This is a genomic window from Pseudomonas sp. 2725 (assembly GCF_050434585.1).
Classification (GTDB): domain Bacteria; phylum Pseudomonadota; class Gammaproteobacteria; order Pseudomonadales; family Pseudomonadaceae; genus Aquipseudomonas; species Aquipseudomonas jessenii.
Genome location: NZ_JBNDIV010000011.1, coordinates 1 through 24,354 on the forward strand (window position 1 = coordinate 1; position 24,354 = coordinate 24,354).

The 24,354-nt window shown below is 61.0% G+C and carries 15 protein-coding genes and 1 pseudogene; 14 read left to right on the top strand and 2 right to left on the bottom strand.

From position 1 onward, the window contains the following. A pseudogene (locus ABIE16_RS26265) lies at positions 1 to 4,142 on the bottom strand (LapA family giant adhesin); the annotation flags it as partial. A gap of 361 nt (positions 4,143 to 4,503) precedes the next feature. On the opposite strand from ABIE16_RS26265, the gene ABIE16_RS26270 reads away from it, so the two are divergent. The 7 genes from ABIE16_RS26270 to ABIE16_RS26300 all read left to right on the top strand — a co-directional run bounded on the left by ABIE16_RS26270 (position 4,504) and on the right by ABIE16_RS26300 (position 13,465). Continuing rightward, on the top strand, positions 4,504 to 5,856 hold the full coding sequence (locus tag ABIE16_RS26270; protein WP_057712553.1) for a TolC family outer membrane protein: 1,353 nt from the start codon (positions 4,504 to 4,506) through the stop codon (positions 5,854 to 5,856). A gap of 42 nt (positions 5,857 to 5,898) precedes the next feature. Further along, positions 5,899 to 8,055: a type I secretion system permease/ATPase gene (locus ABIE16_RS26275; protein WP_340312645.1), complete on the top strand. Its 2,157-nt coding sequence runs from the start codon at positions 5,899 to 5,901 to the stop codon at positions 8,053 to 8,055. After that, the gene (locus ABIE16_RS26280; protein WP_090452377.1) at positions 8,045 to 9,409 is read left to right on the top strand and encodes an HlyD family type I secretion periplasmic adaptor subunit; all 1,365 of its coding nucleotides are present in this window, start codon (positions 8,045 to 8,047) and stop codon (positions 9,407 to 9,409) included. The genes ABIE16_RS26275 and ABIE16_RS26280 overlap by 11 nt, the downstream gene beginning before the upstream one ends. A gap of 370 nt (positions 9,410 to 9,779) precedes the next feature. Beyond that, entirely contained in the window at positions 9,780 to 10,667 is an 888-nt protein-coding gene (locus tag ABIE16_RS26285; RefSeq protein WP_218495503.1) for a TauD/TfdA dioxygenase family protein, read from the top strand. Between the two features lie 18 nt (positions 10,668 to 10,685). Next, on the top strand, positions 10,686 to 11,711 hold the full coding sequence (locus ABIE16_RS26290) for an ABC transporter substrate-binding protein (RefSeq protein ID WP_429522223.1): 1,026 nt from the start codon (positions 10,686 to 10,688) through the stop codon (positions 11,709 to 11,711). Between the two features lie 5 nt (positions 11,712 to 11,716). Then, positions 11,717 to 12,577, top strand: a complete 861-nt coding sequence (locus ABIE16_RS26295) for an ABC transporter ATP-binding protein (protein WP_429522224.1) — start codon at positions 11,717 to 11,719, stop codon at positions 12,575 to 12,577. A gap of 21 nt (positions 12,578 to 12,598) precedes the next feature. Then, positions 12,599 to 13,465 (top strand): ABC transporter permease, encoded by an 867-nt coding sequence (locus tag ABIE16_RS26300; RefSeq protein ID WP_154910775.1) that lies wholly within the window; start codon positions 12,599 to 12,601, stop codon positions 13,463 to 13,465. 51 nt (positions 13,466 to 13,516) lie between these two features. On the opposite strand, the gene ABIE16_RS26305 is transcribed toward ABIE16_RS26300, so the two are convergent. After that, a complete protein-coding gene (locus tag ABIE16_RS26305) occupies positions 13,517 to 14,497 on the bottom strand; it encodes an RHS repeat-associated core domain-containing protein (RefSeq protein ID WP_429522225.1) in 981 nt (326 codons plus the stop codon). A gap of 242 nt (positions 14,498 to 14,739) precedes the next feature. Between ABIE16_RS26305 and ABIE16_RS26310 the strand changes: the two genes are divergently transcribed. The 7 genes from ABIE16_RS26310 (at position 14,740) to ABIE16_RS26340 (ending at position 24,346) form a co-directional block, all read left to right on the top strand. Further along, complete coding sequence (locus tag ABIE16_RS26310) at positions 14,740 to 15,669, top strand: LysR family transcriptional regulator (RefSeq protein WP_218495500.1); 930 nt, start codon at positions 14,740 to 14,742, stop codon at positions 15,667 to 15,669. 207 nt (positions 15,670 to 15,876) lie between these two features. Further along, positions 15,877 to 17,409: an MFS transporter gene (locus ABIE16_RS26315; protein ID WP_429522226.1), complete on the top strand. Its 1,533-nt coding sequence runs from the start codon at positions 15,877 to 15,879 to the stop codon at positions 17,407 to 17,409. Between the two features lie 26 nt (positions 17,410 to 17,435). Then, positions 17,436 to 18,500 (top strand): HlyD family secretion protein, encoded by a 1,065-nt coding sequence (locus ABIE16_RS26320; protein ID WP_429522227.1) that lies wholly within the window; start codon positions 17,436 to 17,438, stop codon positions 18,498 to 18,500. Continuing rightward, positions 18,497 to 20,074, top strand: coding sequence for an efflux transporter outer membrane subunit (locus ABIE16_RS26325; protein ID WP_429522228.1), 1,578 nt, complete (start codon positions 18,497 to 18,499; stop codon positions 20,072 to 20,074). Before ABIE16_RS26320 ends, ABIE16_RS26325 begins: the two co-directional genes overlap by 4 nt. Before the next feature lie 79 nt (positions 20,075 to 20,153). Further along, positions 20,154 to 20,933 (top strand): efflux RND transporter periplasmic adaptor subunit, encoded by a 780-nt coding sequence (locus tag ABIE16_RS26330; protein WP_057712541.1) that lies wholly within the window; start codon positions 20,154 to 20,156, stop codon positions 20,931 to 20,933. After that, positions 20,930 to 22,249 carry an efflux RND transporter periplasmic adaptor subunit gene (locus ABIE16_RS26335; RefSeq protein WP_090452397.1) on the top strand — a complete coding sequence of 440 codons (1,320 nt, stop codon included), beginning with the start codon at positions 20,930 to 20,932 and terminating at the stop codon, positions 22,247 to 22,249. The genes ABIE16_RS26330 and ABIE16_RS26335 overlap by 4 nt, the downstream gene beginning before the upstream one ends. Continuing rightward, a complete protein-coding gene (locus ABIE16_RS26340) occupies positions 22,250 to 24,346 on the top strand; it encodes a biotin/lipoyl-binding protein (protein WP_429522229.1) in 2,097 nt (698 codons plus the stop codon). The last annotated feature ends 8 nt before the right edge of the window (positions 24,347 to 24,354 follow it).

Sequence of the window (24,354 nt, forward strand, 5' to 3'; positions counted from 1 at the left end):
ACCGGCAGGGTGCCGGAGCTCTGGCCTTCGGCGATGGTGATGACCTTGCCGCTGTCCAACGTCACGGTGACCGGACCGTTCTGCGCGGTGACCGGTTTGCCCTGGGCATCGGTCAAAGTCGCGGTGTAAGTGATGGTGCCGTTTTCGTCCACGCTCGGGGTCGCGGTCAAGGTCACCGTAGTGGTGTCGTTGACATCGGTAACCGTGGTTTCCACGGGGGTCTTGATCGGATCGATGGACTCGAGGTTGCCGCCCACCGCGTCCTTGATGGATTCGGTGACGGTGGTCGGGCCCTTGTAGACGTCGTTGCCGACCGTCACCGGCAGGGTGCCGGAACTCTGGCCTTCGGCAATGGTGATCACTTTGCCACTGTCGAGGGTCACGGTGACCGGACCGTTTTGCGCGGTGACTGGCTTGCCTTGGGCATCGGTCAGCGTGGCGGTGTAGGTGATGGTGCCGTTCTCGGCCACGTTCGGAGTGGCGGTCAGGGTCACGGTGGTGGTGTCGTTGACGTCATTGACCGTGGTGGTTACTGGCGTTGTGTTTGGCGACACCAATTCCAGGTTGCCACCCACCGCGTCCTTGATGGATTCAGTGACGGTGGCCGGACCCTTGTAGAGGTCGTTGCTGACCGTCACCGGCAGGGTGCCGGAGCTCTGGCCTTCGGCAATGGTGATGACCTTGCCGCTGTCCAACGTCACGGTGACCGGACCGTTCTGCGCGGTGACCGGTTTGCCTTGGGCATCGGTCAGCGTGGCGGTGTAGGTGATGGTGCCGTTCTCATCCACGCTCGGGGTGGCGGTCAAGGTCACCGTAGTGGTGTCGTTGACATCGGTAACCGTGGTTTCCACGGGGGTCTTGATCGGGTTGATCGCTTCGAGGTTGCCACCCACCGCGTCCTTGATGGATTCGGTGATGGTGGTCGGACCCTTGTAGACGTCGTTGCCCACCGTCACCGGCAGGGTGCCGGAGCTCTGGCCTTCGGCGATGGTGATGACCTTGCCGCTGTCGAGGGTCACAGTCACCGGACCGTTCTGCGCGGTGACCGGTTTGCCCTGGGCATCGGTCAAGGTCGCGGTGTAAGTGATGGTGCCGTTTTCGTCCACGCTCGGGGCCGCGGTCAAGGTCACGGTGGTGGTGTCGTTGACATCGGTAACCGTGGTGCTGACCGGAGCCTTGATCGGATCGATGGATTCGAGGTTGCCGCCCACCGCGTCCTTGATGGATTCAGTGACGGTGGTCGGACCTTTGTAGACGTCGTTGCCCACCGTCACCGGCAGGGTGCCGGAGCTCTGGCCTTCGGCGATGGTGATGACCTTGCCGCTGTCGAGGGTCACGGTGACCGGACCGTTTTGCGCGGTGACCGGGGTGCCGTTCTTGTCGGTCAAGGTCGCGGTGTAAGTGATGGTGCCGTTTTCGTCCACGCTCGGGGTCGCGGTCAAGGTCACCGTAGTGGTGTCGTTGACATCGGTAACCGTGGTTTCCACGGGGGTCTTGATCGGGTTGATCGCTTCGAGGTTGCCGCCGTCAGCCGATTTAATCGACTCGGTCACGGTGGTCGGACCTTTGTAAACGTCGTTGCCCACCGTCACCGGCAGGGTGCCGGAGCTCTGGCCTTCGGCGATGCTGATGACTTTGCCGCTGTCCAACGTCACGGTGACCGGACCGTTCTGCGCGGTGACCGGTTTGCCCTGGGCATCGGTCAGCGTGGCGGTGTAGGTGATGGTGCCGTTCTCATCCACGCTTGGAGTGGCGGTCAAGGTCACGGTGGTGGTGTCGTTGACGTCGGTAACCGTGGTTTCCACCGGGGCCTTGATCGGATCGATGGACTCGAGGTTGCCGCCCACCGCGTCCTTGATGGATTCGGTGACGGTGGTCGGGCCTTTGTAAACGTCGTTGCCCACAATGACCGGCAAGCTGCCGGAGCTCTGGCCTTCGGCAATGGTGATGACTTTGCCGCTGTCGAGGGTCACGGTGACCGGACCGTTTTGCGCGGTGACCGGTTTGCCTTGGGCATCGGTCAAGGTCGCGGTGTAAGTGATGGTGCCGTTTTCGTCCACGCTCGGGGTCGCGGTCAGGGTAACCGTGGTGGTGTCAATCGAGTCAGTGATGGTGGTCACAGCCGGCGTGGTGTTCGGCACCAGGTTCTCGACGTTGCCGCCGGTGGTACTGGTGATCGTGGTGCTGACGGTGCTGCCGTTGTTATAGACGTCGTTGGCCGCAGTCGGCACGTTCACGCTGCCGCTGGTCTGGCCCGCCTCGATGGTAATGACCGAGCCATTGCTCAAGGTCACGGTCATCGGCGTGCCGGCCGGGTTGGTCAGGGTCGCCGTGTAGGTGATCTGACCGCCTTCGGTGATGTTGCCGGTGGCGGTGAGGGTCAGGCCGGTGTTGTCCACGGAGTCGGTGATGGTGGTCACGGCTGGTGTGGTGTTCGGCACCAGGCTCTCGAAGTTGCCGCCGGTGGTGCCGGTGATCGTGATGCTGACGGTGCTGCCGTTGACATAAACATCATTGGCCGCAGTCGGGACGTTCACGCTGCCGCTGGTCTGGCCCGCGTCGATGGTAATGACCGAGCCGTTGCTCAAGGTCACGGTCATCGGCGTGCCGGCCGGGTTGCTCAGGGTCGCCGTGTAGGTGATCTGGCCGCCTTCGGTGATGTTGCCGGTGGCGGTCAGGGTCAGCCCGGTGTTGTCCACGGAATCGGTGATGGTGGTCACGGCTGGTGTGGTGTTCGGCACCAGGTTCTCGAAGTTGCCGCCGGTGGTACTGGTGATGGTGGTGCTGACGGTGCTGCCGTTGTTATAGACATCATTGGCCGCAGTCGGCACGTTCACGCTGCCGCTGGTCTGGCCCGCCTCGATGGTAATGACCGAGCCATTGCTCAAGGTCACGGTCATCGGCGTGCCGGCCGGGTTGCTCAGGGTCGCCGTGTAGGTGATCTGACCGCCTTCGGTGATGTTACCGGTGGCGGTGAGGGTCAGGCCGGTGTTGTCCACGGAATCGGTGATGGTGGTCACGGCCGGCGTGGTGTTGGGCACCAGGTTTTCGAAGTTGCCGCCGGTGGTACTGGTGATGGTGCTGCTGACGGTGCTGCCGTTGTTAAAGACGTCATTGGCTGAGGTCGGCACGTTCACGGAGCCGCTGGTCTGGCCGGCGGCGATGGTGATGGTCGAGCCGTTGGACAGAGTGACGGTTACTGGCGTCTGTGCTGGATTGGTCAGGGTCGCCGTGTAGGTGATCTGGCCGCCTTCGGTGACGGTGTTACCGGCCGTCAGGGTGACCGTGGTGGTGTCGAGGGTATCGGTGACCTGGGTCACGGCCGGGGTCGTCGGCGGCGTCACAGTGATGCCGCTGCCGCCGCTGGTGCCGGTGACAGTTACATCGATCTGGGTCGCGTCGTTATAGACAGTGTCGTTCGCAGCCAATGGCACGTTGACGGTGCCGGTGGTCGCGCCTGCGGGAATCACGATCACGGCGCCGTTGGACAGCGTGACAGTCAGGTCGGTCAGTGGTGCCTGGGTCAGGGTCGCGGTGTACACCAGCACGCCACCGGCCTCGGTGATGGTCGGCGTGGCACTGAGGCTGAGGGCTGACTCACTCGGGGTATTGGCGTTGGTATTAGCGTTGGTATTGGCGTTGATGTTGGCGTTGGTGGCCTGGCCACCCGGGATTTCCAGAGTCGTTTGCCCGGCAGTGTTGATACCCGCAGTCGGGAAGCCGATGGTCGGATCGACGCGGCCAGCGGTGGCGTCGAGCATCACGGAGCTGTGACCACCACCGACGGCACCACCAGAACTTGCGGCAACCGGGCCGGCAGCGGTGGCTTCAAGGTCTTTTGTCGGGTCGGCACCGGCAGCAATGGCCTGTTGCAGCTCTTCTACCGAAGGCGCGGCTTGCGCGGTGGCAGCTGCCAGGTCAGTGCTGGAGTCTGGAGCGTCAGCGCTCCACTGAGTGTCACGACCCAGATCCAGGGTGCGGCCATCGGCCAGTTCCAGGGACACGGCGCCGGAAAGGCCAGTGTCGATCCGGTCGCCGGCAAACAGTTTGTCGCCTTCAACGAGAACGCGGCGGATGCCCTCGGGGGACACCACGAAAACCTGACCAACAATGCTTTTGACGATGGCAACAACACTGCTCATTGAAGACTCTCCGGGGTGTCACGTTCAGTTGACTTCCATGGACCTGATGGCATTTGTCTGTGCCGACCAGTCTGGACGTACATTGCAAAATAGATGCACAAATTTGACGCATCAAATCGTCAATATATTGGCTATATTTTTTCGTTATTAACTTTATGCCAAACTATTGACCTTCCTCGAGCCATCCTAAACAATCGTCCCAGTAATGTCACATTGATATTTCGGCTGTGACTCGTCCTCGGTATGTGATCCAGTTCCGCTTTTTGAACTTTCCGACATACGGTCATTCCGCTTGCCATCTTTCGACGCAGCGCGTTCTTTTGCTGTGATTCAAGACAAGAAGTTCTGGGAAATTCCTACAATGCGTTCGCCTTTGTTCATGGCAATACCTTTCGTCCTCGCCGCGTCTTTTGTGCAGGCGCAGTCCTTACCAGAAGCCATGCAACAAGCGCTGGATGTCCATCCGGAAGTTCAGGCGGGTGTCAACAGTCGGTTGGCTGCGGATTATCAGTTGAAGGCTGCAAAAGGTGGATATTTGCCACGGGTCGACCTGCTGGGCGGTTATGGTCGTGAAGGCACCGATAGCGTGACGACGCGAACGGACGGCAGCAACAATCACTGGCAAACCCTGAATCGCAGTGAGTCAAATTTACGTCTGACCCAAATGGTTTTTGACGGTTTTGCGACGTCCAGCGAAGTGGGGCGTCAACAAGCCACTGTCAACTCCCGCGCCTACTCGCTGCTGAGTACTTCCGAGCGCACCGGGCTGACCGTGGCCCAGGTCTATCTCGACGTGCTGACTCGTCGCGAATTCGTACGTCTGGCCGAGGACAACCTCAAGAGCCACCAGCGCATTTACGACCAGATCCAACTGCGCACCCAGCGTGGCGTTGGCAGTGGCGCCGACCTTGATCAGGCGGAGGCGCGGATGGCCCAGGCGCGCAACAACCTGATCACCGAGCAGACCAACCTGGCAGACGCCGAAACCAACTACCTCTCCGCTGTTGGCCAGATGCCCGATCAACTGGAACGCCCGGCGAGTTTCATGGCGCTGATGCCGGCCAACCTGAATGAAGCCCGTGCACAGATGCTGGAAAACAGCCCGATCCTGCGTTCGGCCGAATCCGATATCGCCGCTGCCGAGAAGCAATACGACACGGCCAAGTCGACGTTCTACCCGCGCTTCGATGCTGAGTTGGGTCGCTCCGCGGACAACGACATTGATGGTCAGAACGGCCACAACAACGAATGGCAGGCCATGCTGCGCATGCGCTTCAATCTGTATGCCGGCGGCAGCAACAAGGCCGATCTGGAATCCAAGTCCTACCTGTCGAACCAGGCGCTGGACATCCGCAACAACGCCCTGCGCCAATTGAATGAAGAGCTGGGCCTGGCCTGGAACGCCCTGAACAACGCCAACGCGCAAGTGCCGATCGCCCAGCAATACGTCGACCACAGCACCGCCGTGCGTACCGCTTACCAGCGTCAGTTCAGTCTCGGCGAGCGCACCCTGCTCGATTTGCTCGACAGTGAGAACGAACTGTTTTCCTCCTCCCGCCGTCTGGCGGAGATCAAGAACATTCAGTTATTTACTCAGTACCGAATCAAGGCGACCATGGGCGAATTGCTCAAGAGCCAGGGAGTGGTCGCACCATTGGCATCCGTTGTGCAGAACGACATGAAGCCCAAGGTCCAATTGCCCGGTATGAATTAAGCAGGACCTTCATTGTTCAATTGTTAGCCAAGAGTGCCGAGCGTGGAATCAGAAGTCAGTCGGGTTCAACTCATCCATGATCCGCGCGCGTTGCATGACGATCCGTTGCTGGATGGTCTGCTCGCTCTTTGCATGCTGCACCAGAAACCTGCCAGCGCGGCAATGCTGACCACCGGCCTGCCGCTGCCCGAGCAACGCTTGAGTGTCGAGTTGCTGCCTCGTGCGGCCGCTCGCGCGGGGCTGCAAGGTCGGGTGCTGCAACGCAAGCTGGAGGATATTCCGGCGATTGCGATGCCAGCATTGTTGTTGCTCAGGGACGGTCGAAGTGCCGTCCTGCTCGGCTGGCAAGGCGAAGATCAGGTACGGGTGCTGCTCAGCGAAAGCGACGGCGGTGAGTCCCTGGTCAGCCGTGACCTGCTGGCCGATGACTACATCGGCAAAGTCTTTTTCGCCCAGCCGCAGCACAAGTTCGACGTCAATCACGGCACGCTGATTCCGCGTGCGCGCTCGTGGTTCCGCGACACTCTCAAGCGTTCGCGCTGGTTGTACGCCGACGCCATCGCCGCCAGTTTTCTGATCAACATCATTGCCATGGCCGCGCCGTTGTTCGTGATGAACGTCTACGACCGTGTCGTGCCAAACCAGGCCGAAGCGACGCTCTGGGTGCTGGCACTCGGCATCACGGGCGCCTACCTGTTCGACCTGATCCTGAAAAGCCTGCGTAGCCTGTGCCTGGATCTGGCCGGCAAGAAAACCGACCTGATTATCTCGGCCACGCTGTTCGAGCGCATCGTTGGCATGGCCATGAAATACCGGCCGGCGCGGGTCGGCAGCTTTGCCCAGAACATCCATGAGTTCCAGAGCCTGCGGGACTTCCTCGCCTCGCTGACACTGACCAGCCTGATTGACCTGCCGTTCACGATTCTGATCTTTATCGTCATCGCGATCCTTGGCGGGCATCTGGTTTGGATACCGGTGCTGGCATTCCCGATCGCCCTGGCCATTGGCTATGCCTTGCAGAAACCCCTGGTGGCGACCATGGAACGGACCATGGCGCTGGGGGCCGAGCGTCAGTCGAGCCTGATCGAGACCCTGGCCGGCCTGGATGCGGTGAAGGTCAACAACGCCGAAAGCGAACGCCAGTATCAGTGGGAGCAGACCATCGGCACCCTCAGTCGCCTTGAGTTGCGGGTGAAAATGCTCTCCGGCCTGGCGATGAATATCACCTTGCTGATCCAGCAACTGGCCGGCGTGATCATGATCGTCTTCGGCGTGTACCAGATCATCGACGGTCACCTGAGCATGGGTGGCCTGATTGCCTGCTACATGCTCAGTGGTCGTGCGCTCAGCCCGCTGGCGTCACTGTCCGGGCTGCTGACTCGTTATCAGCAGGCGCGGGTGACCATGACCTCGGTCGACCAGATGATGGAGCTGCCCCAGGAGCGCAATTTCGAAGAGCGTCCGCTCAGCCGCAAGGTGCTGCAGGGTGGCATTGAGTGCCGCCAGCTCAACTTCACCTACCCGCAACAGCAGAATCTGGCGCTGAAGAACATCAACCTGTCGATCAGTCCCGGCGAGAAGGTCGGCATCATTGGCCGAAGCGGCTCGGGCAAGAGCTCGCTGGCGAAGTTGCTGGTGGGGCTGTACCAGCCGGATGACGGCGCGTTGTTGGTCGATGGTGTGGATATCCGCCAGATCGACGTCAGCGAGCTGCGCTACAACATCGGCTACGTGCCCCAGGACATTCAGTTGCTCGCCGGCACCTTGCGCGACAACCTGGTTTCCGGTGCGCGGTATGTCGAGGACGAACTGGTGCTGCAAGCCGCAGAACTGGCCGGCGTCCACGAGTATGCGCGCCTGCATCCGCAGGGTTATGAGCTGCAAGTCGGCGAGCGCGGGCAGAACCTCTCCGGCGGTCAACGGCAAAACGTCGCCCTGGCCCGTGCATTGCTGCTCAACCCGCCGATCCTGCTACTCGACGAGCCGACCAGCGCCATGGACAACACTGGCGAAGAGCGCCTCAAGCAGCGCCTGGCAGCGGTGATCGAAAACAAGACCATGGTGCTGGTAACGCACCGGGCATCGCTGTTGTCGCTGGTGGATCGCCTGATCGTGGTCGACCGCGGGCAGATACTCGCCGACGGCCCGAAAGCCGCAGTGATGGAAGCGTTGAAGAAGGGGCAGATCAGTGTTGCTTAAGTCGGGTAAGGGTTCGATCCTTCGCTACTTCAAAGGCTCTGCTTCACTTCAGGGGCAGCCGCTGCCGGAGGTCAACAAGGCGCTGATCGAGGATGCGCCCCGCGTGGTGCGGCTGACGATCTGGGCGATCATCGCGTTCTTTGTGTTCCTGATGCTCTGGGCCAACTTCGCGGTGATCGACGAGGTGACCAAGGGCGACGGCAAGGCGATTCCATCGTCGAAGATCCAGAAGATCCAGAACCTTGAAGGCGGTATCGTTGCCGAGTTGTTCGTCAAGGAAGGTCAGATTGTCGAAGCCGGCGCACCGCTGATTCGCCTGGACGACACGCGATTTGCTTCGAACGTCGGTGAAACCGAGGCCGATCGGTTGTCGATGCTGCTGCGGGTCGAGCGCTTGAGCGCCGAGGTCGAAGATCGCCCGCTGAACTTCCCCGAGGATGTGCTCAAGGCCGTGCCGGGTCAGGCCAAGAGTGAAGAATCGCTCTATATCAGTCGTCGCCAACAGTTGCACGATGAGATTGGTGGCTTGCAGGAGCAGCTGATCCAGCGCCAGCAAGAGCTGCGCGAATTCACCTCCAAACAGGCGCAGTATCGCCAGCAATTGGGCTTCCAGCGTCAGGAAATCAGCATGTCCGAGCCGTTGGTGGCCCAAGGCGCGGTATCACCGGTGGAAGTCCTGCGCCTCAGGCGTGCCGAAGCGGAGACCCGTGGTCAGCTCGACGCCACCACGCTGGCAATTCCACGAGCCGAATCGGCAATCAAGGAAGTGCAGCGCAAGGTCGATGAAACCCGTGGCAAGTTCCGTAGCGAAGCCCTGACCCAACTCAATGAAGCACGCACCGACCTGAACAAGGCCCAGGCCACCGGCAAGGCCCTGGAAGACCGGGTCAGTCGGACGCTGGTCACTTCGCCAGTGCGTGGCATCGTCAACAAGTTGCTGGTCAATACCATCGGCGGGGTTATCCAGCCGGGCAGCGACCTGGTGGAAATCGTGCCGCTGGACGACACCTTGCTGGTCGAGGCGAAGATCCGCCCGCAGGACATCGCGTTCCTGCACCCGGGCCAGGAAGCGACGGTGAAATTTACCGCCTATGACTACACCATCTACGGCGGGATGAAGGCCAAGCTGGAGCAGATCGGTGCCGACACCATCACCGATGAAGACAAGAAGACCACCTACTACATCATCAAGCTGCGCACCGACCGCAGTCACTTGGGCACCGACGAAAAACCATTGCTGATCATTCCGGGGATGGTGGCTTCCGTGGACATCATCACCGGCAAGAAGACCGTGCTGAGCTACCTGCTCAAGCCGATCATCCGTGCGCGGGCCGAGGCGCTGCACGAGCGGTAATCCACCTTCGGGGCCACTGGCCCCATCGCGAGCAAGCTCGCTCCCACAATGGATCTGTGTTGAAACGCAATTTTTGTGTTTCCACTGACCCCTGTGGGAGCGAGCTTGCTTGCGATAGCGTCCGCCAAAACACCACAATCCTGTCAGAAAGTGACAAATAACGTCACACCACGATTCCTCCACTCCCTTAGCAATCGCCATATCGTTATTCGTTAACGGTATTTAAATTTCAATTCTTATATCTATAAAGTCAGTCTCCTGCGTACCTGTCGACCAATCGGCGCGCCGCACGACACGAACCAACACGGGACCTCCGTGAGTTTCTGATCGACGCGCGCGCCTTTGAGCGTGCCGTGCGTGGGAGTGATTTATGTATGCAGCTTCAGCTTCGCCAAGCATCGCGCCACAATTCTTTGAAGTCCGCCCGTTCAGCGGAGCGGTGGGCGTCGAGATCATCGGTCTCGACCTGTCCCGCCCGATCAATGATCAGGACTTCGCCCGTATTCACCGCGCGCACCTGGATCATCACGTAGTGGTGTTCCGCGACCAGCGCATAACCCCTGAGCATCAGATCGATTTCAGCCGTCGTTTTGGCGTGTTGCAGATCCATGTGCTCAAGCAGTTCCTGCTGGCAGGGCATCCGGAAATCCTGATCGTCTCCAACATCGTCGAAAACGGCCAGAACATCGGCCTGGGTGACGCCGGCAAGTTCTGGCATTCCGATCTCTCCTACAAAGAACTGCCGAGCCTGGGCTCGATGCTGCATGCCCAGGAGCTGCCGTCAGAAGGCGGTGACACATTGTTCGCCGACATGCACAAAGCCTGGGACAACCTGCCACTCGCGTTGCGCAATGCCGTTGAAGGTCGCTCGGCCGCGCACTCCTACACCGCGCGTTACAGCGAGACCAAATTCGAAGGCAACTGGCGCCCTACCCTGACCCCGGAGCAACTCGCCCAGGTCGCCGAAGTCGTCCACCCGGTCGTGCGTACCCACCCGGAAAACGGTCGCAAGGCGTTGTTCGTCAGCGAGGGGTTCACCACTCGCATCGTTGGCCTGCCGGAAGACGAGAGCCAGCAACTGCTGACCGAGCTCTACGCCCACAGCGTGCTGCCGCAAAACATCTACCGCCATCAATGGCAGCCCCATGACCTGGTGTTCTGGGACAACCGTTCGCTGATCCACCTCGCCGCCGGATGCCCCAGTCATCTGCGCCGCAAGCTGTTTCGCACCACCATCCAGGGCGACGCGCCTTTTTGATTTGTCGGAGATCTGATCATGTCCAAACGTCTTCTATTCGCACCTCTGGCCGCGGCCATCGGTCTGGGTTTCAGCCTGATCGCCGGCAGCCTGGTGGCACCGACCGTGGCCCACGCCGAAGGTGAAATCCGCATTGCCGAACAGTTCGGCATCGTTTACTTGCTGCTGAACGTGGTGCGCGATCAGAACCTGATCGAGAAGTACGGCAAGCAGGAAGGCATCGACATCAAGGTCGACTGGACCCAGCTCTCGGGCGGCGCAGCGGTCAACGATGCGTTGCTCGCAGGCTCGATCGACATTGCCGGCGCCGGCGTCGGTCCGCTGCTGACCATCTGGGACCGCACCCACGGCAAGCAGAACGTCAAGGCCGTGGCTTCCCTGGGCAACTTCCCGTACTACCTGGTGAGCAATAATCCCAAGGTCAAAACCATTGCCGACTTCACCGAGAAAGACCGAATCGCAGTGCCGGCGGTGGGCGTGTCGGTGCAGTCGCGCTTCCTGCAATACGCGGCGGCCAAACAGTGGGGCGACAAAGAGTTCAATCGCCTCGACAAGTACACCATCGCTGTTCCACATCCTGATGCCACGGCTGCGCTGATCGCTGGCGGAACCGAGTTGACCGGGCACTTTTCCAACCCGCCGTTCCAGGATCAGGCGCTGGAAAATCCCAACGTGCACGTGGTACTGAACACCTATGACCTGCTCGGTCCGAACTCGCCGACGGTGCTGTTCGCCACCGAGAAATTCCGCAATGAGAACCCGAAAACCTACAAAGCATTCATTGACGCGCTGACCGAAGCGGCCACGTTTGCCCAGAACGACAAAGGCGCAGCGGCGGACACTTACATCCGCGTTACCAAGGCCAAAATCGATCGTGCGGCGTTGCTGAAAATCATCGACAACCCGCAGTTCGAGTTCAGCGTCACGCCGAAAAATACCTACCCGTTGGCCGAGTTCCTGTACCGCGTTGGCGCGATCAAAAACAAACCGGATTCGTGGAAGGATTACTTCTTCCAGGACACCAAACCACTGCAAGGGAGCTGACCGAAATGAACGCTCCTTTGCAAGGCCACACGGTCAGCAAACCGATCGCGGCAGCCCAGGCGCTGCTGTCGGTCGATAACGTCAGCCTCGAATACCGCACACCGCAGCGCGTGGTGCGGGCGACCCATCAAGTCAGTTTCGAGATCGATCCGGCAGACCGCTTTGTCCTGCTCGGTCCGTCCGGATGCGGCAAGTCGACCTTGCTCAAAGCCGCCGCCGGCTTCATCCAGCCAGTGGAAGGCGAGATCCGTCTGCAAGGTCAGCGCGTCGATGCGCCGGGACCGGACCGGATCGTGGTGTTTCAGGAGTTCGATCAACTGCCGCCGTGGAAAACCGTCAAACAGAACGTGATGTTTCCGCTTCTGGCTTCGAAAACCCTCAAGCGCAGGGAGGCCGAAGAGCGAGCGCTGCACTATCTGGAAAAGGTCGGCCTGGCGGCGTTTGCCGATGCCTATCCGCACACCTTGTCAGGCGGGATGAAGGCACGGGTCGCCATCGCTCGGGCGCTGGCGATGCAGCCGAAAATCCTGTTGATGGACGAACCCTTTGCTGCGCTCGATGCCCTGACCCGGCGCAAGATGCAGGAAGAATTGCTGCTGCTCTGGGAGGAAGTGCGTTTCACGCTGCTGTTCGTCACGCACTCTATCGAAGAGGCACTGGTGGTGGGCAATCGCATTCTGTTGCTGTCACCCCATCCGGGGCGGGTGAGGGCGGAAGTCCACAGCCATCAATACGATTTGCACAGCCTCGGCGGTGTGGCGTTTCAGGAATCGGCGCGACGTATTCATCGGCTGTTGTTCGACGAAGGTGATGCGGCGAACGCTGAGCATGAGCTGGATTTCGCTGACATCCGCATCGCTTATTGAGCCAGTTGAAAGGAGGGCCCGATGAGCCATTTATCATCCCCGCGTGAAGAGTTCGAAACGGTTTTGCAGCCACTGACCAGCGTGCCGCTGGAGCGCGAATTGCCCCTCGGCCAACGCCTGTGGCAACAGGGCTGGCTGCGCAAAAGCCTGATCCTGATTTTGCTCGCGGTGCTATGGGAAGCGGTTGCCCGTTATCAGAACAACGATCTGCTGCTGCCGAGTTTTGTGCAAACCGCTCAAGCGCTTTACGACGGCCTGCTCAGCGGCGAGTTGCTGGGCAAGGTGTGGATTTCTTTGGTGGTGTTGCTCAAGGGCTACCTGATCGGCATCGTCCTGGCGTTTGCCCTGACCACGCTGGCGGTGTCGACGCAATTCGGTCGTGATCTGCTCAGTACCCTGACCTCGATGTTCAATCCCTTGCCGGCCATCGCCCTGCTGCCGTTGGCGCTGCTCTGGTTTGGATTAGGCCAGAACAGCCTGATTTTCGTGCTGGTGCATTCGGTGCTCTGGGCGCTGGCGCTGAACACCTACGCTGGCTTCCTCGGCGTCTCGGAAACCCTGCGCATGGCCGGGCGCAACTACGGCCTCAAGGGCATGCGCTTCGTGCTGTTCATCCTGATTCCGGCGGCACTGCCGTCAATCCTCGCCGGGCTGAAAATCGGCTGGGCGTTTGCCTGGCGGACCTTGATTGCTGCCGAGTTGGTGTTTGGTGCGACCAGCGGCAAAGGTGGGTTGGGCTGGTACATCTTTCAGAATCGCAATGAGCTGTACACGGACAAGGTGTTTGCCGGGTTGGCGGTGGTGATTCTGATTGGGTTGCTGGTGGAGAATCTGGTGTTTGATTCGTTGGAGCGGGTGACGGTTAGACGGTGGGGGATGGTGCGGTAATGAGGGCTAGCGTCTGAGTTTGATTGCCCTATGGCAGATGGACGACAGACGCTATTTTTTGCCGGCTTTTCTGATATTTTCCATCGCCATTTCTTGCGTTACTTGGGCGTAAGAGGGAGGAGGGCCGGGCAATTGCGCGTCGTGATACTTTTGGTGAGCTACATGTATTCGATAGGCATCCGATGCAGCGTTGTTCGCGGGAGCATTGTTACTACCGGGCACAAACAATGGTTTAAGTTCAACATCAGGTGAGGATTTAGACTTACTAAAAGATGAGCCATACTTTTGGTCATAAAAATTACTTGGTCCTCCAGAACTACTCGGTCCTGGTCTCGATGGTGATTTGAATGACGGACCGTCTTGTGCGGTACGACTCACACGCCAAGGAGTCCCTCCATTTTGCGATTCCCAGCCGCCCACATTTTGGGGCGCGATATCACCGCCTCGCGACGGAACGCGATTTCTAGGGCCTGGCGCTCCCATGATAAAGCCGCCTATCTGAGACCTAGCGGTGTCCTGACGACTCGGTGGCGAGGGAGAATCTGGACGTGAGCTTCGGCCAAGAGTAGACATGGCTTTGTATCTTGCGTTTGCCTTGACGTTGGCAATGGCGAGTTTTTGGGGAGTTCGGTATCTAATGTTCTCCCGTACAAAAAGCTTGATGACCTCCCAAAAATGCCCCGTCGGATCCACCCGATTCACCGGATCCCCCACGCAATACATATACGCATTCAACCCGCCCCCACGAAATGGACTCCAACTGTCCGGACTGTGAAAACGCATCAATCGTGGGTTGTAGGCGCGGTAGCCATTGCCCAGCAAGTACCAGCCAATGTTGGCTTCACGCAGTTGGCCATTGAACCCCAGTCGTGTCTCGATTTTCTGCTGCGCGGACTGCTCACCGTAAGCTGAGTAGGCGATGGTCTGGGACTGGCCATCGACGATTTCGCCAATGATGGATTGGCTGCGGTCGGTTGCCAGCAGTACTAAGCGTGGCCGGCTGCGGTTGTCTTGATCAGCAGGTTGGCTCATGCCGGGATCTTCGCGGAAACGGGGCAGGCTTTGAGTTTTACTCGCTTGAGCCGGGTTTGCGAACTATCAGAACTGATAGTGGTGTGAGTTATTTCTATGGGTTAGCGCGAATGGATGTGGTGACGGTTCCACCGCTTTCGCGAGCAGGCTCGCGAAGAGGTCGGTGCTGCCAACACATGATTCGGCAGTTTGTTTGCTAGCATTGCGTCTGAATCAGTCCAGATCAAATACGAGTGCTCACAATGCAACTCCCAGACATGAACCTGTTGGTCGCCCTCGACGCCCTGCTCGACGAGGGCAGTGTGGTGGGCGCCGCGCGGCGGATGAACCTCAGCCCGGCGGCCATGAGCCGGACGTTGACGCGCATTCGCGAGGCCATTGGCGATCCGATCCTGGTGCGCGCCGGCCGTGGCCTGGTACCGACCCCCAAGGCACTGGAATTGCGCGAACAGGTTCGCAGCGTGGTGGAGCAGGCCGGTTTGCTGTTTCGTTCGGCCGATATGGTGGAGCTGAGTTCGCTGCGGCGGCGTTTCAGTATTCGGGCCAACGACTTCTTTGTCGGCGTCTACGGCGGCAAGCTGTTCGACACCCTTGACCGGCAGGCGCCGCACTGCGAATTGCGTTTCGTCCCGGAAGGCGATGGCGATGATGAGGCATTGCGCGAAGGGCGGATCGATCTGAGCGTCAGCAACACCCGGCCGTTGACCCCGGAAGTGAAGATTCAGAACCTGTTTTCCACCCACTTTGTCGGCCTGGTGCGCGAGGATCATCCGCTGTTCGACGAAGAGATCACGGCGGAGCGTTACGCGGGGTTCTCGCATATCAGCATGTCCCGGCGCGGCATTGCTCGAGGTCCGATCGATACCGCGCTCAATGCCCTGGGGCTGGAGCGGCGGGTGGCGGTGATCGCGCCAAGCTTTCATGCGGCGATGTTTGCCTTGCCCGATTCGGACCTGATTCTGCCGGTGCCCAAGGAAGCCTTGCTGAGTGTGCGGCGGCTCGGACTGAAGTTGCGCTCGTTCGACCTGCCGATTCCGTTGCCGACCTTGATGCTGACACAGGCCTGGCATCCGCGATTCGACAAGGATCCGGCCCACCGCTGGCTGCGTGAAACGCTGAAATCCTGCTGCGATGAAACCTGGCTGGCCGCTCAACCTGAAAGTCACCGCTGAACCCCTGTGGGAGCGAGCTTGCTCGCGATGAGGCCGGCAGCCTCGACATCTTTATTGGCTGACCTGCCGCTATCGCGAGCAAGCTCGCTCCCACAGAGTTTTGTACTATTGCGTTTGGCGCACTTATAACCTTCCAATAAGTTGATTTTCGTCAGGCATTACGCTTCTTAGAATGCTTCGGTCTTTCCACGCCGGAGCTTGCAGTACATGACTTCCCTTACGGTCACGGCACCTGTTGCTGCGGCCAGCACGGCAGCCGCTCCACCTGTCTTCGGTCCGCGGATCATTATCGGCCTGGTTGGCGTATTAGTGGCGGTGCTGATATCGGGCCTGAACGAGATGGTGACCAAAGTCGCCCTGGCCGACATCCGTGGTGCGTTGGCCATCGGCTACGATGAAGGCACCTGGATGGTCGCCTGTTATACCGCGACTTCGGTGGCGGCCATGGCGTTCGCGCCGTGGTGTGCGGTGACGTTCTCGTTGCGGCGTTTCACCCTGTGCGCCATCAGCCTGTTCGCCCTGCTGGGTGTGTTGTGCCCCTTCGCCCCGAATTATGAAAGTCTGTTGTTGCTACGCACCTTGCAAGGCCTGGCGGGCGGTGCATTGCCACCCATGCTGATGACCGTGGCCCTGCGCTTTCTGCCGGCCAATGTGAAGTTGTATGGCCTGGCCGGTTATGCCCTGACGGCGACGTTCGGCCCGGGTCTGGGCACGCCGTTGGCGGGGTTGTGGACCGAGTATGTCGGCTGGCAATGGACCTTCTGGCAAATCATCGCGCCTTGCCTGATTGCCATGGCCGCAGTGGCGTATGGCTTACCCCAGGACCCCCTCCGCCTGGAGCGCTTCAAGTCCTTCAACTGGCGCGGTGTGCTGCTGGGCTTTCCCGCCATCTGCATGCTGGTGATCGGCATCCTGCAGGGCAATCGCCTGGACTGGTTCGAGTCGAACCTGATCTGCGGATTGCTCGGCGGCGGGCTGTTGTTGCTGGTGCTGTTTTTGGCCGGCGAGTGGTCGCAGCCGATTCCGTTTTTCAAGATGCAGATGCTCGGCATCCGTAACCTGTCTTTCGCCCTGCTGACCCTGGCGGGCGTGCTGGTGGTGTTGCAGGCGGTGATCATTATTCCGTCCAGCTACCTGGCGCAGGTCCAGGGTTATCGCCCGGTGCAGACCGCGCCGATCATGCTGCTGGCGGCGCTGCCGCAATTGATTGCGCTGCCGTTGGTGGCGGCGCTGTGCAACTTTCGCTGGGTCGATTGCCGCTATGTATTGGGCATTGGCCTGAGCATGCTGGCGCTGTCGTGCGTCGGCGGTTCGCAATTGACGTCCGCGTGGATTCGCGACGATTTCTATGTGCTGCAATGGCTGCAGATTTTCGGTCAGCCCATGGCGGTGTTGCCGCTGCTGATGCTGTCCACCGGCAGCATCAACCCGATGGAAGGGCCGTTTGCATCGGCCTGGTTCAACACCGTCAAAGGCCTGTCGGCGGTCATCGCCACCGGGGTGATCGAGGCAATGACCACGGCACGCCTGCATTTCCACTCGACCATGCTGGTCGACCGTCTCGGCAACTCACCGCTGGCCGAGCGCGACAGCACAAGCCTCGGTCATCGTCTGCATGAGCAAGCGGTGGTGCTCACTTCCTCTGATCTTTACCTGTGCATGGCCGGTATCGCTGTGACCTTGATCCTGCTGATTTTCTGGCTACCGGCGCGGATTTATCCACCGCGCGCACCGACCTGATTGCTCCACTGAAACAGAAGGTTTTTATGAACACTCAAGCAAAGCAGAAAGTCGCGGTTGCCATGACCGCCGCATTGGCCGTCAGTGTGCTGCTGTACCTGGCGATGCCCGGCCTGTTCGGCAAGCGTACCCAACAGAACACCAACGATGCGTATGTCTCGGCGGATTTCACCCTGGTAGTGCCGCGAGTCGCCGGGTTTATCAAGCAAGTGCTGGTTGAGGACAACCAGCAGGTCAAGGCCGGGCAGTTGCTGGCACTGATCGATGACCGGGATCTACGCGCCGCCGCCCAGGCCGCCGACGCCGAAACGCTGGTGGCCAGGGCGCAACTGCAAAACGCCAGGGCAACCCTGGAGCGCCAGGCATCGGTGATTGCCCAGGCGCAATCCTCGGTGGTTTCGGCCAAGGCGGAAATGGCGTTTGCCGAGCATGAATTGAACCGCTACAAGCACCTCGCCGGGGTGGGCGCCGGCACGGTGCAGAATGCGCAACAGGCGCAAACGCGCATCGATCAGGCCTCCGCGCGGTTGGCCAATGCCACGGCGGTACTGGCGGCGGAGCGCAAACAAGTGGAGATCCTCATGGCCCAGCGCGATGCAGCCGAAGGGGGGCTGAAACGGGCGCAAGCGAAGCTGGAAATGGCCAGCTACGAGTTGTCCTATACAAGGATCGTCGCGCCACAGGACGGCATGGTCGGCGAACGCGCGGTGCGGGTCGGCGCCTACGTCACACCGGGCAGCAAAATCCTCGCCGTGGTGCCGCTGGCGCAGGCTTATGTGATGGCCAATTTCCAGGAAACCCAACTGACGGATGTGCAGCCGGGGCAGGCTGTGCAAGTGCGCGTCGACAGCCTGGGCGGTGCGGCACTGAACGGTCGTGTCGAAAGCATTGCACCGGCCACCGGGGTGACATTCGCCGCGGTCAAACCGGATAACGCCACCGGCAACTTCACCAAGGTGGTACAGCGGATACCGGTGAAAATCGTGCTGGAGCCGGGACAGTCGCTGGCCGAGCGCTTGCGGGTGGGGATGTCGGTGGAGGCGAGTATCGATACCGGCAGTGGTGTCTCGCGTGAGGTGACTCAGCGATGAAAACCTGTGTTGACGGTACGGACGCCATCGCGAGCAAGCTCGCTCCCACAAGGTTTATGCGCGATGTACAAGATTTTCGCATCACAGAAAGTCCATTGTGGGAGCGAGCTTGCTCGCGAAGAGGTCATCAGCCTCGCCTGACTTTTTCTGCCTTGCTTATGCTGAGCCTGTCCGCCTGCACCGTCGGCCCGGACTTTCACAAACCTCAGCCCACACAAATCACCGAGTGGTCGAAACCATCAAAGGCAGCCGCCAGCCAAGCCATCGCCGAAACGATGAACGAGCGCTGGTGGGAGGTGTTCAACGACCCGAAGCTCTCGGCCCTCACGCAACGCGCCCTGACCGACAACCTCGACCTGAAGCTGGCCAGCAGCCGTTTGCAGCAAAGCCGTGCCGTTCGCCAGGTGATCACCGCCAACCGCTATCCGAATACCGCGGCCACGGGAAGTTATGCCCGAAAACGTAATAGTGGTGAAGGCCTGAGCGACCCGTCAGGGCACAACGGCCAATCCGCGTTCAACCTGTGGGATGCCGGTTTTTCCGCGTCCTGGGAGCTGGACCTCTGGGGCCGCGTGCGGCGGGAAACCGAAGCCGCCGACGCCAACCTTGAAGTCGCCGAGAACGACCGACGCGGTGTGCTGCTGTCGGTGCTGGCCGAAACCGCCCAGGACTACATTCAACTGCGTGGCGTGCAGAACACCCGGCTCGTCACCGAACAGAACCTCGACGTCGCCCGCCATAGCCTGAAGCTTTCGCAATTGCGCCTGGCCGACGGCGTCGCGACGGATCTGGATGTCGCTGAAGCCGCTGCGCAGGTGGCGGCCATCGAATCACGTCTGCCCGCACTGGAGCAGCGCCAGTGGCAACTGATCAACGCCTTGAGTCTGTTGATGGGCGAAGCGCCCCAGGCATTGACGGCGGAGTTATCCACAGACGCACCGGTGCCACAAACGCCGCGCCAGGTCGCCATTGGCTTGCCCTCGCAACTGGCTGAACGCAGGCCGGACATTCGCCAGGCCGAAGCACGGCTGCATGCCGCGACCGCGAGTATTGGCGTGGCCAAGGGTGATTTCTATCCGCGAATCACCCTGTCGGGGAACATCGGTTCCCAGGCCATGCAATTGAGCGATTTCGGCTCCTGGGGTTCGCGTTCGTTCGGGATCGGCCCGCAGTTCAGCTTGCCGTTGTTCGACGGCGGCCGCTTGCGTGGCGTGCTCGAGTTGCGCGAAGCACAACAACAGGAAGCCGCTATCATCTATCAGCAAACCGTGCTGCGCGCCTGGCATGAAATCGATGATCAACTGACCACCTACAACGCCAGCCAGTTGCGCCGCGACAGTCTGGCCGAAGCCGTACGTCAGAACCGCATTGCGCTGGACACCGCGCAACAGCAGTACGTTGAGGGCGTGGTGGATTTCGTCACGGTGCTCACCGTGCAAGGAGCGTTGCTGGCGACGCAGGAGCAGTGGGTCGAGAGCTCGACCGGCGTGTCGCTGGCGGCCGTCGGGTTGTACAAGGCGTTGGGTGGGGGTTGGGAGTCGGTGTATCCGTTGGCCGTGACGGCGCAGCGTTAATACGCAGGCAATGATGGCCATCTGCTTGACGCTAGTCACCGCTGCCGTAGACTCGGTTGATCCGAAAGGGAGTGCGGTCATGCGGATTTTCTGTGTGTTGGGGTTGGGATCGGTCCTCGTCGCGAGCGCTGTCCAGGCGCAAACGCCTGGGGCAGACGACCCACTTGCGCAAATGGATGCGGGCGCCAGTACTGCGACCAGCGCCGAGGCCCGCGGTGTACTGCGGGCCCGGGACCAGGCCGTACTGGCCAGTGAGGTGCCTGGGCGGATTGTCGAGTTGCCGTTCAGCGAGGGGGAATCGTTCAAGAAGGGCGATACCCTGGCGCGGTTCGATTGCTCGGCCTATCAGGCGCAGCTCAATGCCGCTCAAGCGGCCAGCCGTGGCGCGGGTGAAGAACTGGCGCACAACCGGCGACTGGCCGCGCTGAATTCGGTCGGGCGTTTCGAAGTGGCACGTGCCGAGGCCAAGGTAAGCGAAACCCAGGCGCAGTCCCAGGTGTATCAAGTGCAGGTCAAGCGTTGCAGCGTGCAGGCGCCGTTCGATGGCCAGGTCGTCGAGCGCAAGGTACAGCGCTATGAAAGCGTACCTGCCGGCGCACCCTTGCTGGACGTGGTCGATAATCGCACCCTGGAAATCCATTTGCTGGTGCCCTCGCGCTGGATGGCCCGACTCAAGCCCGGCCAGACCTTCAGTTTTGTCCCCGATGAAACCGGCAAGCCGCTGGATGCGACAGTCAAACGCCTGGGCGCACGAATCGATGAAGGCAGCCAGACCCTGCTGCTGGTGGCCAGCGTGCCCGACGCCAGCGGGTTGCTGGCGGGCATGAGCGGCACTGCGCATTTCGCGGAGTTCAAGTGAACGCGCCGGTGAGCGGCGGTGCCGAACAGGTATTCGCACGTTTTCTTGATCTTGAGCGCCAGACCCGCGCAGCCCAAACGTCCGCCCAATTGGCCTACAGCCTGGTCAATGATGGACAGGCATTGTTTGGCTTTCGCCATGCGGCACTGTTGATCGCCGGGAAGGTGCAGGCCGTGACCGGTGTCAGCGCGGTGGAGCCGAACTCACCCTTTGTAGCGTTCGTCGAGCAGGCGGTGGCTCAGTTGTTCAAACGCGAACAATTGCAGCAGGCGCGGGTCGTTGCCGCCGATGTCCTCGGCGAGTCGCTGCGGGCTGAATGGCAAAGCCTGTCGGCGGCGCAGGTGTTCTGGCTGCCGCTGGTCGATCGTCAGGGCGAGGTGTTCGGTGGGTTGTGGCTGGCCCGGGACGTTGCGTGGAACCCAGCCGAACAGGTGCTGCTGGCGCAACTGGGTGATACCTACAGCCACGCCTGGCAGGCGTTGCAACCGCGCAAGCCCTGGCGTCTGCGTTGGACCCGCAAACGCCGGGGCTTGCTGGTTGCAGTGCTATTGCTCGGGCTGTTGATCCCGGTGCGCCAGTCCGTATTGGCGCCGGCTGAAGTGGTGCCGCTGGGCGGTCGGGTGGTGGCGGCACCGCTGGACGGTGTCATTGCCGAGTTCCTGGTCAAGCCCAATCAGACGGTGAAGACCGGCGAATTGCTGCTGCGCTTCGAAAGCACCACGCTCAAGGCTCAGGCCGATGTCGCCGAACGCGCCCTCGGGGTTGCCGAGGCGGAACTCAAGGCCAACTCCCAGCGTTCGTTCGCCGATGCCGAGTCCAGCTCGAAACTGGATTTGCTGGCCGCCCGGGTTGAACAGAAACGCGCCGAGCGCGACTACGCCCGTGAACTGCTCAAGCGTAGCGAAGTGCGCGCCGAGCGCGATGGCATCGCGGTATTTGCCGATGCCGAACGTTGGACCGGCAAGCCGGTGCAGACCGGCGAGCGGCTGATGGAGATCGCCGATCCGACCCAGGCGCAATTGCGTATCGAGCTGGCTGTGGGGGACGCGATATCCCTGGAGCCCGGTGCTGAAGTCGCCTTGTTTCTCGACAGTGACCCGCTGCAACGGCATCTGGCCAGACTCGAACGTTCGGCTTATGAAGCGCAACCTACGGCGGGCGGGCAATTGGCTTATCGGCTGGATGCGAATTTCGACGCGCCACCCCCGCGCATCGGATTGCGCGGCACGGCGAAAATCTTCGGTGACCGGGCGCCGCTGGGGTTGTACCTGCTGCGTCGACCATTGGCCGGTTTGCGTCAGAGCGTGGGCTTGTAAATGAGCCTGCCCGGCCTGCGTGCCGACCTGCAACTGTCCCCGGCAGCGCCGGCGCTGGACGGTGCGCCCAGCTGGACGCTGGCCGACCCGGTGCGGGGGCGTTACTTCAAGCTCGGTACGACGGCGATGCGTTTGTTACGTCACTGGTCGCTGGGTGAACCCGAGCAGGTCCTGCAAGCGGCCAATCGTGAGCCTGGACTGGCGCTGGACGGTACGGATCTGGAGCAATTGCTGGTTTTTTTGCGCAGCCACGACCTGATTACCGCCCTCGACCCCCAGCAGCGCGCCAGCTACAGCGTCAAAGCGGATGCCCAGCGCCGGAGCCTGTGGCAAGTGTTGCTGCATCAGTACCTGTTTTTTCGAATTCCGTTGTGGCGCCCCGAGCGTTTTCTCAACCGTGTCTGGCCTTGGCTGGAGCGCTTCGGTCCGCGAGCGCTGCGCTACGGATTACCCGCCGTGCTGGGGGTGGGGGTGTTTCTGGTGTCGCGGGACTGGCAGCGATTTATCGCGACGTTTCCGCATCTGTTCAGCCTTGGCGGTGCAGTGGCGTTTGGCGTGGCCCTGTTCTTCGCCAAGCTCTGCCACGAATTCGGTCACGCGTTCATGGCCAAGCGCGCCGGGTGCCGGGTACAGAGCATGGGCGTGGCGTTCATGGTGCTGCTGCCGATGTTCTATACCGATGTCAGCGATGCCTGGCGGGTCAATGATCGCAAGGCCCGGTTGCTGATTGGCGCTGGCGGCGTGCTGGCGGAGTTGCTGTTGGCGTGCATTGCCTTGCTGGCCTGGTCGTTGTTGCCCGACGGTCCCGCCCGCACCGCCGCGTTCATGCTCGCCAGTGCTACGTGGATCACCACACTGGTGGTCAATCTCAACCCATTCATGCGTTTTGACGGTTATTTTTTGCTCAGCGATTTCTGGCAGGTCGATAACCTGCAAGGTCGGGCGTTTGCCCTGTGCCGCTGGCGCCTGCGCGAGTTTTTGTTCGGCTACGGCGCAGCGGCGCCGGAGCCTTGGTCGCCGACAATGCAACGGCGTTTGCTGATCTGGGGGTATGGCTCGTGGTTATGGCGCGCGGCATTGTTTTTCGGGATCGCTCTGGCGGTCTATCACCTGTTCTTCAAGGTGTTGGGGATTTTCCTGATGCTGGTGGAGCTGGTCTGGTTCATCTTTCTGCCCATCATGAGTGAATGGCACCAGTGGTGGGGCCGCCGCGAGCAGGCGCATGGACCGCGGGTGCTGCTCAGCAGCCTGGCATTGCTCGGGCTGTTGCTGGTGCTCATCCTGCCGTGGCGCAGTGCCGTCGAGGTGCCGGCCATGCTGGAAGCGGGCCGGGTCAACACCTTGCATGCGCCGGTGGCGGCACGGATCAAAGCCGTGAAGGTGCATGACGGGCAGTCGGTGGCGCAGGGTGATGTCCTGATCGAACTGGATTCCCCGGATCTCGATTCGCGCCAGACCATTGCGCGCCGGGAAATCGAGATTCAGCAATTGCAAATGCGCCGTCAGGCCAGCCGCAGCGAAACGGCCTCCGATGCCTCAATCGTCGAGCAGCGCCTGGCCGAAGCGGTCGCCGAGTACCGGGGGCTGGCGGCTCAGCGCGAGCGATTGCTATTGCGCGCCCCCCATGCCGGCACCGTGCGAGATCTGCTGCCGCAATGGGCGGTGGGGCGCTGGCTGTCGACCCGGGAGCCGCTGGCGCGGGTGGTCGAGGACGGCGTGCGCTTGCGTGGCTATCTGGCCGAGGCAGAACTCTGGCGCGTGGCACCGGGCGCCACTGGACGGTTTATCGCCGATGATCCGATGCATCCGGCGATTGCGGTGCAACTGAGTGAAATCGACACCAACGGCGTGGCGTTTGTCGATCAGGAGGCACTGACCTCCGATCACCACGGACCGATTGCCGTGCGTCGCGATCAGTATCAACGAGCCGAGCCGGTACAGGCGCAGTATGGCGCGCGATTGAGTACCCTCGAACCGGCGCCGACGCCTGTGCAGCCGTTGCGCGGCGTGGTGGTGTTGCAGGGCAGCGGCGAGTCGTTATTGGGGGTCGCCTGGCGACGCATGGCGGCGCTGGGGGTCAGGGAAAGCGGTTTTTAAGGAGTGCG

Coding starts and splice junctions, on each gene's coding strand:
- ABIE16_RS26270 (WP_057712553.1), top strand. CDS start 4,504: ATGCGTTCGCCTTTGTTCATGGCAATACCTTTCGTCCTCGCCGCGTCT.
- ABIE16_RS26285 (WP_218495503.1), top strand. CDS start 9,780: ATGTATGCAGCTTCAGCTTCGCCAAGCATCGCGCCACAATTCTTTGAA.
- ABIE16_RS26290 (WP_429522223.1), top strand. CDS start 10,686: ATGTCCAAACGTCTTCTATTCGCACCTCTGGCCGCGGCCATCGGTCTG.
- ABIE16_RS26295 (WP_429522224.1), top strand. CDS start 11,717: ATGAACGCTCCTTTGCAAGGCCACACGGTCAGCAAACCGATCGCGGCA.
- ABIE16_RS26300 (WP_154910775.1), top strand. CDS start 12,599: ATGAGCCATTTATCATCCCCGCGTGAAGAGTTCGAAACGGTTTTGCAG.
- ABIE16_RS26305 (WP_429522225.1), bottom strand. CDS start 14,497: ATGAGCCAACCTGCTGATCAAGACAACCGCAGCCGGCCACGCTTAGTA.
- ABIE16_RS26310 (WP_218495500.1), top strand. CDS start 14,740: ATGCAACTCCCAGACATGAACCTGTTGGTCGCCCTCGACGCCCTGCTC.
- ABIE16_RS26315 (WP_429522226.1), top strand. CDS start 15,877: ATGACTTCCCTTACGGTCACGGCACCTGTTGCTGCGGCCAGCACGGCA.
- ABIE16_RS26320 (WP_429522227.1), top strand. CDS start 17,436: ATGAACACTCAAGCAAAGCAGAAAGTCGCGGTTGCCATGACCGCCGCA.
- ABIE16_RS26325 (WP_429522228.1), top strand. CDS start 18,497: ATGAAAACCTGTGTTGACGGTACGGACGCCATCGCGAGCAAGCTCGCT.
- ABIE16_RS26330 (WP_057712541.1), top strand. CDS start 20,154: ATGCGGATTTTCTGTGTGTTGGGGTTGGGATCGGTCCTCGTCGCGAGC.
- ABIE16_RS26340 (WP_429522229.1), top strand. CDS start 22,250: ATGAGCCTGCCCGGCCTGCGTGCCGACCTGCAACTGTCCCCGGCAGCG.